The 12289-nt window shown below is 63.9% G+C and carries 12 protein-coding genes; 2 read left to right on the plus strand and 10 right to left on the minus strand.

Translation table 11 applies throughout. The features are described 5' to 3' along the window. Positions 1-2 precede the first annotated feature (2 nt). Both mgtE and CXR42_RS13245 read left to right on the plus strand, forming a co-directional pair. Complete coding sequence (gene mgtE, locus CXR42_RS13240; protein ID WP_103258022.1) at positions 3-1370, plus strand: magnesium transporter; 1368 nt, start codon at positions 3-5, stop codon at positions 1368-1370. Further along, on the plus strand, positions 1367-1912 hold the full coding sequence (locus CXR42_RS13245; protein ID WP_103258023.1) for a 5-formyltetrahydrofolate cyclo-ligase: 546 nt from the start codon (positions 1367-1369) through the stop codon (positions 1910-1912). Before mgtE ends, CXR42_RS13245 begins: the two co-directional genes overlap by 4 nt. Positions 1913-1984: 72 nt before the next feature. Here the strand turns inward: CXR42_RS13245 and CXR42_RS13250 are convergent, their stop codons facing one another. The 10 genes from CXR42_RS13250 to CXR42_RS13295 all read right to left on the minus strand — a co-directional run bounded on the left by CXR42_RS13250 (position 1985) and on the right by CXR42_RS13295 (position 12283). Further along, positions 1985-3301: a P-loop NTPase family protein gene (locus CXR42_RS13250; RefSeq protein WP_103258024.1), complete on the minus strand. Its 1317-nt coding sequence runs from the start codon at positions 3299-3301 to the stop codon at positions 1985-1987. A gap of 62 nt (positions 3302-3363) precedes the next feature. Beyond that, positions 3364-3861: an A24 family peptidase gene (locus CXR42_RS13255; protein WP_103258025.1), complete on the minus strand. Its 498-nt coding sequence runs from the start codon at positions 3859-3861 to the stop codon at positions 3364-3366. Next, complete coding sequence (locus CXR42_RS13260; RefSeq protein ID WP_103258026.1) at positions 3862-4719, minus strand: tetratricopeptide repeat protein; 858 nt, start codon at positions 4717-4719, stop codon at positions 3862-3864. A 55-nt stretch (positions 4720-4774) separates the two neighbouring features. Further along, positions 4775-5326 (minus strand): tetratricopeptide repeat protein, encoded by a 552-nt coding sequence (locus tag CXR42_RS13265; protein ID WP_103258027.1) that lies wholly within the window; start codon positions 5324-5326, stop codon positions 4775-4777. Between the two features lie 29 nt (positions 5327-5355). After that, the gene (locus CXR42_RS13270) at positions 5356-6321 is read right to left on the minus strand and encodes a type II secretion system F family protein (protein ID WP_103258028.1); all 966 of its coding nucleotides are present in this window, start codon (positions 6319-6321) and stop codon (positions 5356-5358) included. A gap of 3 nt (positions 6322-6324) precedes the next feature. After that, complete coding sequence (locus CXR42_RS13275) at positions 6325-7293, minus strand: type II secretion system F family protein (RefSeq protein ID WP_103258029.1); 969 nt, start codon at positions 7291-7293, stop codon at positions 6325-6327. An 8-nt stretch (positions 7294-7301) separates the two neighbouring features. Further along, entirely contained in the window at positions 7302-8723 is a 1422-nt protein-coding gene (locus tag CXR42_RS13280) for a TadA family conjugal transfer-associated ATPase (RefSeq protein ID WP_245875444.1), read from the minus strand. Positions 8724-8740: 17 nt separating this feature from the next. Further along, a complete protein-coding gene (locus CXR42_RS13285) occupies positions 8741-10000 on the minus strand; it encodes a CpaE/TadZ family protein (RefSeq protein ID WP_103258030.1) in 1260 nt (419 codons plus the stop codon). A gap of 242 nt (positions 10001-10242) precedes the next feature. Further along, on the minus strand, positions 10243-10887 hold the full coding sequence (locus tag CXR42_RS13290; protein WP_103258288.1) for an OmpA family protein: 645 nt from the start codon (positions 10885-10887) through the stop codon (positions 10243-10245). Positions 10888-10891: 4 nt separating this feature from the next. Beyond that, positions 10892-12283, minus strand: coding sequence for a type II and III secretion system protein family protein (locus CXR42_RS13295; protein ID WP_103258289.1), 1392 nt, complete (start codon positions 12281-12283; stop codon positions 10892-10894). Positions 12284-12289: the final 6 nt, after the last annotated feature.

The following is a 12289-nucleotide window of genomic DNA, read 5'->3' on the forward strand; positions in this document are numbered from 1 at the left end:
GCATGGCGGACGCGGTCAGGAACACGGCCGAAGGGCTGGATGCCGCACTGGTCGACGCCGCGCTGGATGCGGCGCGGGCAGGCGATGCGGCGCGGTTGGCGGCCCTGCTGGAGCCGGTGCATCCGGCCGATGTGGCCGACCTTCTGGAGCAGGTCAGCGACGCGGACCGCGAGGCGCTGCTGGCGATGGGCTCGGCCGTCATCGACGGCGAGGTGCTGTCCGAGATCAGCGATGCGATCCGCGAAGAGGTGCTGGACGCGTTGCCGGACCATGTGGTGGCCGAGGCGCTGCGCGAGTTGGACTCGGACGACCTGGTGGACATCGTCGAGGACCTGGAGGCCGAGGACCAGGGCCGCCTGCTGGGTGCGATGGATGCCGCGGACCGGGTGGCGGTGGAGCAGGCGCTGGCCTGGCCGGAGTATTCCGCCGGGCGTCTGATGCAGCGTGAGCTGGTGGTGGCGCCCGAGGATTGGACTGTCGGGGAAGCTATTGATTTTCTGCGAAAATCAACCCATCTGCCAGACCAGTTCTATCATGTGATCCTGGTCGATCCGCGGATGATGCCGGTCGGATATGTGACGCTGGGCCGGGTGCTGAGTGCAGCCCGCGACGTGGCGCTGAAGGCGATCGCCGAGGAGAGTTTCCGCACGGTCAGCGCCACGGACGAAGAGGCGGATGTCGCCTATATCTTCAACCAGTACCACCTGATTTCCTGCCCCGTGGTGGACGGATCGGGCCGGTTGGTGGGTGTGATCACCATCGACGACGCGATGAACGTGCTGGACGAGGAGCATGAGGAGGACATGCTGCGTCTGGCGGGCGTGGGCGACGAGGCGGATGTCAGCGACGGGCCGGTCGAGACGGTGAAGCAGCGGCTGCCCTGGCTGGTGGTGAACCTGTTCACGGCCTCGCTCTCGGCGCTGGTGATCACCCAGTTCGAGGCGACCATTGCCCAGATCGTGGCGCTGGCGGCACTGATGCCGATTGTCGCCTCGACCGGGGGGATCGCCGGGACGCAGTCGCTGGCGGTGGCGGTGCGGGCGCTGGCGACGCGGGACCTGACGCGGGCCAATGCCGGGCGGGTGGTGCGGCGAGAGCTGCTGGCCGGCTTGATGAACGGGGTGGGCCTGGCGCTGATCCTGGGGGCGGCGGGCGTCCTGATCTTCGGCGACTGGCATCTGGGGTTGGTGCTGGGCCTGGCGATGATCGTCAATCAGATCGTCGCCGCGCTGGGCGGCGTGCTGGTCCCCTTGACGCTGGAGCGGATGGGGCTGGACCCGGCGCTGGCAAGCGGGACGTTCGTGACGACGCTGACGGATGTGATGGGGTTCTTTGCCTTTCTGGGGCTGGCAACGGTGATGCTGACATGACGGATGTGAAAGCGGCCGCGCGGGCGGCGGCCTTTGCGCGGCGGGCCGAGGCTTTTGCGGCGGGGCAGGGGCAGGCGGCCGAGATCCTGGCGGATTATCTGGCGGATCAGCGCGGCCGCGTGCTGGCGGGATACATGCCCATGCGGAGCGAGATTGATCCCCTGCCGGCGATGGCGGCACATCAGGGAACGGTGGGGGTGCCGGTGATCCTGGAGAAGGCGGCCCCGCTGAGGTTCCGGGAATGGTCGCCGGGGTGCCGCCTGGTCGAGGGTGCCTTCAAGGCGCTGATCCCCGAGGAGGGCGCCTGGGTCGAGCCCGAGGTCTTGATCGTGCCGATGCTGGCCTTTGATGCGCGGGGGTATCGGCTGGGCTATGGCGGGGGGTTCTACGACCGGACGCTGGAGCTTTTGCGGACGCGGGGACCGGTCAAGGCGGTGGGGTTCGCCTTTGCGGCGCAAGAGGTGGCGGAGGTGCCCACGGACGCGTTCGACCAGCGGCTGGATGCGGTGGTCACGGAAAAGGGCGTTACGGTATTCGCATGACGGCTCGTCGATGACTTCGTCACTCCTCGCGCGGGGACGAGGAGGAGACGAAGTCGAACGACGAGTGGGCCGTCAGTGAGCGATCTCTTCCTGGCGGACGAACATGTTGCCCCAGGCGCGGTCGATCAACTCGGGCGTCATCTGGTAGGGGATGTTCTCGAAGTCGCAGACGGCGATCATCTGGTCGATCAGGAACACCGGCTGATAGTTCGCATAGTTGTTCTGGATCGTCGGGAACTTGACCTTCATCAGGTGCATCAGCGCGGTTTCGTCCAGGGGCATCTTCTTCTTGCGCGCGACCATCGCGAAGATCTTCAGGAAGTTCTCCTGAGACGGCCCGTCGATCTTGATCTTGAAGAAGATACGGCGCAGTGCAGCGCCGTCGAAGATCTGGTTCGGGTGGAAGTTGGTCGAGAAGATGACCAGCGTGTCGAAGGGCACGGTGAACTTTTCGCCCGATTGCAGCGCCAGGATGTCGCGGGATTCTTCCAGCGGCACGATCCAGCGGTTGACGATCTTTTGCGGCGGTTCGGCCTGACGGCCAAGGTCGTCGATGATGAAGATGCCGCCGGTGGCCTTCAGCTGCAGCGGTGCCTGGTAGGTGCGCGCGGTGGGGTTGTAGTTCAGGTCCAGCATATCGAGCGAGAGTTCACCGCCGGTGATGACCGAGGGACGTTCGCAATAGACATAGCGGTTGTCGAAGCGGTTCGAGGTGCGGCGCAAGGAGTTCGGGTCGTCCACCGCGGCCTCGGCGGCGGAATGGACGATCGGGTCATAGACCGAAATGATCTGGCCGGAATATTCGATGGCGCGCGGCACATAGACCTTGTCGCCCAGGGCGGCGCGGATGCCGTGGCTGATCGAGGATTTCCCGTTGCCGGGCGGGCCGTAAAGCAGGATCGAGCGGCCGGAGGTGACAGCGGGGCCAAGGTTGTCGATCAGGTCGGGCGGCAGGATCAGGTGGCCCATGCCGGACAGAAGCTGTTCCTTGTTCAGCCGGATGTCGCGGACCGACTGGCGCTTGATCTGCACCTGATACTGGTCCAGCGGAACCGGCATCGCGCCATAGTATTCCGACTGGCTAAGCGCATCCAGCGCCCGCGCCTTGCCCGCGTCGGTCAGTTCATACCCCATCTCGTTGCCCGAGGTGGCTGACATGGTGCCCATCGCGGTCAGCAGTTTCTGCGTGCGGGCAAGGTCGACAAGTTCCTGGGTCAGCGGGACCGGCAGGCTGATGACCTTGGAGAGGGCCGACACCAGCGACTGGTTCGTGCGGAACATGGATTTCAGCAGGATGTCCCGCATCATCACGGTCGACAGGCCCGTATCGGCCAGGGAACGGGGCGAGGGCGGCGGTTGGACACCCGACACCGGGGCTTCAGCGTTCATAGGGCAAGCTCCGTCAACAATCGCAGCGTGGGACTTCGATTGAGTCGTAAACGCGACTTGTGTCAGACCTGTGGCCAGATGGCGGCAACAAGGTAGACGACCACCATCGCCGAGAGGGCGACGCCGAAGGGCACGATGCGCCAGTGCCGGAAGCTGTGCCATTCCTCGGCCGACCGGCGGACGGCGGGGATCAGGCGGACGAGTTGCAGCAAGAGTGTCGCGCCCAGCATGCAGCCCAGGATGATCAGCAGCACATCGTTAAGGTTGGCGCCGACGAACACCGGAGAGATGGCGGCGGCAAACTTGCCGTCACCGCCAGGGAACCGGAACAGCACGAAGGCGAGGTAGGCCAGCACGAACCCGATCGCCAGGAAGGCGAAGCCCCAGAACCAGGCGGTCCAGGTCGGCACCGCCAGCCAGCCGAGAGCAGGCCAGACGGCGGCCATGGCCAGGGCCGTCTGGTTGCGGATCTTCAGCCGCTTCAGGTCGCTGTAGGCTGCCCAGATGGCGATGGGCAGGATCGGGATCAGCAGGATCAGCGCACCGGTCGGGGTAATCATCTACAGCTGCACATTCGCATCAAGGGCGTCCAGGCTGCGGGCGGCGGCCTCGAAATGCTGGGGATGGGTGTCGATGGCTTGCTGCAGCAGGCCCTTGCCCACGGTCACGTCGCCCTGCTTGATCGCGGCGAGCGCGATGGAATAGAGCAGTTCCGCCCGCTCGGTCTGGGTCATGCGGATCACCGGCAGGTCGTACTTGCGCTGCCCGGCGCGGGCCAGGACCAGGTTGTTCTTGGCGGTGAACATGGTCGGGTCATAGGTCAGCGCCTGGGTGAAAAGCTTTTCGGCCCCGGGGGCATCGCCCCGGGTCAGCTTGGAGAAGCCCCAGTTGTTCAGAACACTTGCCGGGCGGGTGGTCAGGCCGACGGCGGTTTCGTAGAAGCTGTCGGCCTTCTTCCAGTTCTTGTCGGCATCGGCCACCATCGCCTCAAGCCGGTAGCGGTCAAAGCTTTCGTGGGTCGGCGGGATCAGGTTCAGCTCGGCCTTGGCGTCGGCCCACTGGTTCGAGCGGATCAGCGCGTCCGCCAGCATCACCCGGTCGTCCGGCATCGCCTCGGGGTGGGCGACGACCTGGCGCCAGACCTGTGCGCCCTCGACCGGCTTCTGCGCGCGGACCAGGGATTTGCCCAGCCCGCGCATCAGGTCGACCCGGTCGGGGTTGTCCTGTACCGCCTTGGCGAAATAGGCCACCGCCTCGCCCGGGTCGGCCACGGTGAGCATGACTTCGTTCAGGTTGGATTCGTCGATGACGTTGACGTCCTTCAAGGCCCGCTCGACCTGCGCGTCAGAGCCCTTCTGACAAGCCGACAAGGCAATGACACTGCCGAAGCAGAGCACAACAAGACCAGGGTGGCGCATCTTTCGCGTCCTTTTTTCCAGACTGCCCGTTTTTGACTGCTCGGGGCCCCGTCCTCTAGAGCTGCGTGAGAAGGACGTATTTGCCCTTTTCCTGCCGCACGAGGCGGAACCCGCCTTCTTCTTCTTGGGTAGGATCATATATGGCGGCTTCGCTTCGCGCGATAGCGGTCTTGAGATTTTCGCGGATCGAGTCCGTTTGGCCACTATCCAGCGCGAAAGCCTGCTGGAAATAGACCCGCGCCTCGCCGTATTTGCCGCGTTCCATCAGGACCACGCCCAGATTGTTCAGCGCCGGGACGAAGGTGTTGTCCTGCTCGACCGCGCGGCGAAGGATCTGTTCGGCCTGACCCAGGCGCCCCAGCGCCAGGTTGGCCGAGCCGATGGCCGACAGCACATCCGAGTCGATGCCGGTTTCGCCAGCGGCGCGAAGATAGGCTTTCAGCGCCAGTTCGGACTCGCCTGCTTCCATCAGGCGGTGGCCGACCATCAGGCCATCCACCGCATCGCCCCGCGGATCGACGCCGAAGGGCTGGTTGCGCGAGACCGGGGCCGTGCCGTTGCAGGCGGCCAGAGCCAGTGTCAGCAGAAGCGGGACAAGCGCACGCATGTCAGAGCGCACCGACAGCAGGGTCGGCGCTACATGTTTCCAAGCATTGTTGCGATGCCATAAAGCGACGGACCGATGAGGATGACCAGAAGCGGCGGAACAGTGAACAGCATTGTGCCAAGCGTCAGCTTCGTCGGCAACATGTTTGCCTTTTCTTCGGCCCGCATGATGCGTTTGTCGCGCATGTCGGCGGAATAGACACGCAATGCATCGGCAACCGAGGTGCCGAAGGTCGCGGATTGCACCAGCGTGGTCACGAAGGACGCCACGTCAGGCACGCCCACACGCTCGGCCATGTCCTTCAGCACCGAGGTGCGTTCCTTGCCGGCCTTGATCTCTTGCGCGACCATGTCGAATTCGTCGGCCAGCGCGGGATAGCCGATGCGGCTTTCCTTGCCGACGCGGATGATCGACTGGTCCAGCGACTGGCCGGCCTCGACGCAGACGAGCATCAGGTCAAGCGCGTCGGGGAAACCCTGGATGATCTCGGTCTTGCGCTGCTCGACGCGTTTGTCGACCCAGTAGCGCGGGATGTAGTAGCCCACGAAGCAGGGGATAAGCGTGTAAAGCACCAGAGAGCGGCCCGAAACCTCGCCCGTGGCGGACTGGATCAGCGCGTAGATCGCCCCAAGAAGCAGAAAGGTAACCCCCAGGACGAACTGCATGGCATGGAACATCCGCACCGAGTTCTTCTGGGTGTAACCGGCCCGCAGCATCTTGAGCTTGGCGGCCGAAAGCTCTTCCTTCTTTTGCGGTTCGAGGAACTGGGCAAACTTCTCCAGCTTGTCCAGACGCTCGGTCTTGCGCAGGGCGCGTTTCTTGTCCTTTTCGCCGCCGGCGGGCGCGACGTCCTTCAACTCGCGGAAGCGGTCGCGCTGCTTCTTCATCACGGTCGGCAGCGCGATGAGGATCAGCAGCAGGCCAAGCAGACCGATCGCCAGAAGCGGGCCCATCGGGCCAAGGCGGTCGGTCAGGAAGGTCATCACGGAATCCATGGCTTAGACCTTAATATTGGTCATCATCTTCATGTAGATGATGTTGATGATCAGGAAGATGGCCACGAACAGCGCGGCGGGAATGAAGGCGGAAGTCTCGCGGACATCGTCGTAATAGTCGGGGCGCACCACGGTGATCAGGATCAGCGCACCGATCGGGAAGGCCGAAAGGAACATGCCGGACCATTTCGCTTCGGCCGTGATGGCGCGGACGCGGCGGAACAGCTTGAAGCGCGCGCGGATCACCTTGGCCAGACCTTCCAGGATCTCGGCCAGGTTGCCGCCGGACTGCTGCTGGATCGACACGGCCACGGCAAGAAAGCGCAAGTCCTGGCTGTCCATCCGCTCGGCGAAGGCCTTGAGCGATTCCGTCACGTCGCGGCCATAGGCGGCCTCGTCGGCGATGACGCCGAATTCGGTGCCCAGGGGATCGGGGATTTCCTTGGCCACGATGCCGATGGCGGTCGAGAAGGGGTGGCCGACGCGCAACGAGCGCACCATCAGTTCGATGGAGTCCGGCAACTGTTCTTCCAGCAATTCCATCCGCTGCTTGGCCTTGCGGTTGACCCAGAAATAGACCCCGCCGACGCCCATGACCACGCCAAGCGCGATGCGGACGCCAAAGGCGGCGGGGGTGAAGATGGTCAACAGAAGGAAAGCCAGAACCGACACGATCCCCATGACGCCGACCAGCGCCTTGGGCGTGAAGGCGATGTTGGCCCGCTGCGCCTTTTTGGCGAAGACGGAATAAAGCGGGATGCTTTTCGAGTTCATGTGCTGGTTCATCTCCTTGCGGAGTTGTTCCAGCACCTGTTCGCGGTTGGTGTTCTTCTCAAGCAGCGCAAGGCGGCGGCTGAGGCGGCTGTTCAGGCTGATCGACTTGCCGAAGGCGGTGAGATAGATGCCTTCGACGATCACCACGACGGCGACGAAGATCAGGATATAGATGAGCGGTTCGATGCTGATTTGCATTGTCAGGCTCAGATAATCGGTTCGTAGATCGACGCCGGGAGGTCATAGCCCCACTGGCGGAAACGGTCGGAATAGTGCGACCGCAGGCCGGTGGCGTTGAACCGGCCGATGATCTTGCCCGAGGGGTCGACCCCCAGACGCTCGAACCGGAAGATTTCCTGCATCGAGATGACTTCACCTTCCATGCCGGTGATTTCGGTCACGCTGGTCATGCGGCGGGTGCCGTCCTGCAGACGGCTGGCCTGGACCAGAAGGTTCACAGCCGAGGCGATCTGGTTGCGCATGGCTTTCAAGGGCATCTCGATCCCGGCCATGGCGACCATGTTTTCCAGACGGCTGATCGCGTCGCGCGGGTTGTTGGCGTGGATCGTGGTCATCGAGCCGTCGTGGCCAGTGTTCATGGCCTGCAGCATGTCGATGACTTCCTCACCCCGGGTTTCCCCCACGATGATGCGGTCAGGACGCATACGAAGCGCGTTGCGCAAGCAGTCGCGCTGGGTGACGGCGCCCTTGCCTTCGACGTTGGCCGGGCGGCTTTCCATCCGGCCCACGTGGACCTGCTGGAGCTGAAGTTCGGCGGTGTCCTCGATGGTCAGCACGCGTTCGTGGTTGTCGATGAAGGACGACAGCGCGTTCAGCGTGGTGGTTTTACCCGAACCCGTACCGCCGGAAACGATGATGTTCAGACGGCAGGACACGGCGGCCTGAAGGTAGGCGGCCATCTCTTCGGTGAAGGCACCGAAGCGGACCAGGTCCTCGATCTTCAGCTTGTCCTTCTTGAACTTACGGATGGAGACCAGCGAGCCGTCGACCGCGATCGGGGGGATCATGCAGTTGAAACGGCTGCCGTCCTGCAGACGGGCGTCGCAATAGGGGTTGGATTCATCGACCCGGCGGCCCACGGCGGACACGATCTTGTCGATGATGCGCAGAAGGTGGCGTTCGTCGCGGAAGGTGACGTCGGAAAGCTCCAGCTTGCCGGCGCGTTCGATGAAGATGCGCTTGGGGCCGTTGACGAGGATATCGTTGATCGTCTCGTCCTTCAGCAGGGGTTCAAGCGGACCCAGGCCCATGACCTCGTCGTACAACTCTTGCGTCAGGGCGAGGCGGTCTTCCTTGTTCAGGGCGACCGACATGTCGTCCAGGGCTTCCGTCGCCAGCGAGGCGATTTCGGTCCGAAGCTGCTGCTCGCTGGCCGATTCCAGGGCCGAGAGGTTCAGGTCCTCAAGCAGGCGCTTGTGAATCTCGACCTTGAGTTCGGTCAGACGCTCCTTGCGCTTCTTTTCCTTGTCGGCCGCCACCGCCTCGGCCGGGTTGCGCTGCGGCGCGACGTTCTGGCTGCGAAGTGCCAGCCCCGGCTTTTCGACCGGGGCCGTCGTGGCGCCTGCGGGCATGCCGGCGGGCGTATCCTTCTTGAAGCGGCTAAACACGGATCAATCCCCCTTGATCAAGCCTTGGCAGTCTCGGCCGCCCTGTTCAGGTCGTACAGGGACTTGGCCAGTTTCTGCAGTTCCTTGCGCAGCGGGTTCTTGCCCGCGCTTTCGGCAATCGGCAGGCCGTGGTCGTTGGCTTGCGTCACCTGCTCACCGCCGTCGGGCAGCTGCACTTCGATGTCGATGTCCAGACTTTCGGCCATCCGCTTGACGCGGGCCTTGGCCGAAAGGTCGGTGAACTTGGGCGCGCGGTTCAGGACGTAGCGCACCTTGTCATGCGGCAGCGCCTCGGCCTTCAGGGCGCGGATGAAACGCAGGATGTTCTGCGCGGACCGCAGGTCCAGTTCCAGCAGCGCGAAGTAGACATGCGCCCGGGTCAGCACCGCTTCGGTCCAGGCGACCACGGTCGAGGGCATGTCGACGATGACAAAGTCAAAGTTGGCCTGGGCGGTATCCAGGATGCGGGCCACGTCTTCGGGCGTCACCATTTCCAGCGGAAGCATGTCGGCCGGCGCGGAGAAGACGTAAAGCTTGTCGTTGAAGGTCTGCATCGACTTCATCAGACTGTCGGCGTCGATGGCTGCGGTGTCGGACAGCACCTCGAGCACGGCTTCCTTGCGGGTCAGGTCAAGGTAGGTGGCGATCGAGCCAAACTGCAGATCAAGGTCGATGACGCAGACCCGGCAGCCTTCGCTGTCGGGGATCGTGGCCAGTTCCCACGCCAGGTTGGCCGCAAAGGTCGAGGCGCCGACGCCACCGGCCATGCCGTGGACAGGCAGGATCACACCGTTGCGGTCGCCCTTGGGGCGCAGGTTCGGGTTGTACAGGCCGGTCGCGGGATCGAAGCCGTCGGGCATGACCGGCGCGGGCTTGCGCAGGCGTTCGATCGAATCGTGCAGCGCGCCCTCGGGAAGCGGGTAGGGGACGAAGTCATCGGCCCCAAGCTTGAGCATCTGGTGCAGGACCGAGGGGCTGACCTGGTTGGCGATGAGCAGGACCTTGATCTTCTTGGCCTTGGCCGCCTTGATCACGTCGTTCATCTTGGACAGTTCGGATTCATCCTCGCTGTCGACGGCGATGGCGACGAACTGCATGCCGGTGCTGTCGGGCTGCTTGAGGAAGACAAGCGCGTCCTCGAAGTTGAGGTCGCCCCAGGCTTCGCCCAGTTCCTGTTCCATGTCGTCGATCAGAAGGTCGAATCGCTGCACATCGCGCGAAATCGTGCAGGCGAGGATCGGCGCGGGATCGCTATTCACTGTGGGCTTGCTTGTCATCTCGCTTAACGTCCTTTCAGCACGGCAACCGTAAGTCTTTGAATTGGCGTCTCTTTATCGCCGCGACTGGGTCGCTGCGACCACCTTTAACCGGACGGCCCGCACTTGTCTTACCCGGGCGACCTTCGTCAAGAATGGTGGCGATAATTGGGCTAAAACTGCCTGTTTCTGGGGTTTCAACACGATCTGGAAACGAAAAGGCCGGGCGATCGCCCGGCCTTCGCGCATTGTTTCCGGGCCTATCAGCCGCCGTCCGCCGGTGCCCCTTCTGAGGGGACTACGGCGCTGGCGACATACTCGCGCCAGATGATCGCGGCGTATTTGCCGTTCAGCACCAGCGGATGCGAGTCCACGAAGCCCGACACTTCGGTCACCGTGCGACGGTTACGCTCTTCCGGCTGATCGGTCTGCACGATCGGCCGGGTCTTGCCATAGCTGACCACCGCCTCAAGCCGGGACTTCGAGATGCCCTGGCTGGTAAGGTAGGCGACCGCCGCCTGCGCCCGGCGGAGGCCGAGGCGCTGGTTGTAGCCGGCCGAACCGACAAGGTCGGTGTGGCCATAGACGCGGAAGCGCACTTCGGGGAACTGGCGAATGAAGTTCGCCTGTTTCCGCAGGACCGCCATCGCCTCGGCGTCCAGCTGGGCGCTGTCGAAGGCAAAGTTGATCGTGTCTGGCACTTCGGCATTGAAGCGTTCGGCAAGGGCCACAGTGTACTCGATCTGACCCGTCTGGATCAGGGTGTTGTTCATCGTGGCATTGCCGAAGGTGCCGCCGTCAACGCCCGAGCCAAGCTCGCTGTCAAAGCTTTTGGACGATTCGGCACCGCAGGCGGCCAGCGCGAGGAGCGCAGAGGTGGCAAGCAGCTTGGGAAGCATACCGGTCATCATCTTACTCCATCACATAGCCGTAGGAGGTCGAGAAGTCCTGCCGGGCGACTTCCCCTGCCGGACCGCTGTTGGCCGTATCGGCCACTTCGCCGAACAGGAACAGCTCGCGTTCGGTCGGGATGCGGACACGGTCGGTCGGCAGGGCCAGCGCCTCGCCGGAGACCGGGGTGACCAGGTGCGGCGTGACGATCACGACCAGTTCGGTTTGCGACCGCTGGTAGGCCGAGCTGCGGAACAACGCGCCGATGATCGGAACGTCTCCGATCCACGGCACTTGCGAGGCCGAGTCGTTGAAGTCGTCCTGCAGCAGGCCCGCGATGGCAAAGCTTTGCCCGTCGCGCATTTCGACCGTGGTCGAGGTCTGGCGGCGCTTGAAGGCGGGGATCGGCTCGCCCTCACCGGTGTCATAGCCGTTGGCCGTGTCGATCGAGGAGACCGCCGCGTTGATGGTCAGGTTGATGATGTCGCCATCCACCACGACCGGGGTGAAATTCAGCTCGATCCCGAAGGGACGATACTGGATCGTGACGCCACCCGAGTCGGATTCGCCTGGCACCGGATATTCGCCACCGGCCAGGAACTTGGCCTCCTGGCCCGACAGCGCGGTCAGGTTCGGTTCGGCCAACGTGCGGACCATGCCCTTGGCTTCCAGGGCCTCGAGCAGCACGCCGAACTGCAGCCCGCCGATCGAGCCGCCCATCTGGACGCCACCGGCAATGCCTTCACGGTAGGTGAACTGACCGCCGTCAGCCGCGGAGCCAAGCAAAGTCCCAGTTTCGCCGCCGACGCGCCCGCCGTCGCCGAAGGTGACCGACGAGGAGAGGTTCTTCGACACCGTCCGGTTCATCTCGGCGAAGCGGACTTTCAGCATGACCTGCTGCGTCCCGCCCACCACCATCAGGTTCGAGACCCGATCCGGTGCATAGCGGTTGGCCAGGTCAAGCGCCCGGTCCAGCTTGGCGGTCGAGGAGACTGCGCCCGACAGCACGATGCCGTCGTTCGCGGTGCGGACCTCGATCGGTTCGCCGGGAAGGATCTGCTGCAGACGCTCCTTGAACTCGGCGACGTCGGGCGTGACCTGCACGTCGACGTTCGAGATCAGCACGCCTTCCGGCGACAAGAGCGTCAGCGTGGTGCGCCCCGGCGCCTTGCCAAGCACATAGATGGAGCGGTCGGACAGCGTCGAGATATCGGCGATGCCCGGGTTTGCAATCGACAGTTCGCCAAAGGGAACGTCGCTTTCGACAACAACCGCCCGGTTCATCGGGACGGCAAGAACTTCGGAGGCCTGGCCCTGCATCACGCGCAGGACTTCCGCCTGGACTGGCGTAAGGGCCGTGGTGGCGGCAAGCGCCCCCAGATAGCCCACAATAAGGAGTCGTTTCATGTTCATGTGATC

Source organism: Tabrizicola aquatica (assembly GCF_002900975.1).
Classification (GTDB): domain Bacteria; phylum Pseudomonadota; class Alphaproteobacteria; order Rhodobacterales; family Rhodobacteraceae; genus Tabrizicola; species Tabrizicola aquatica.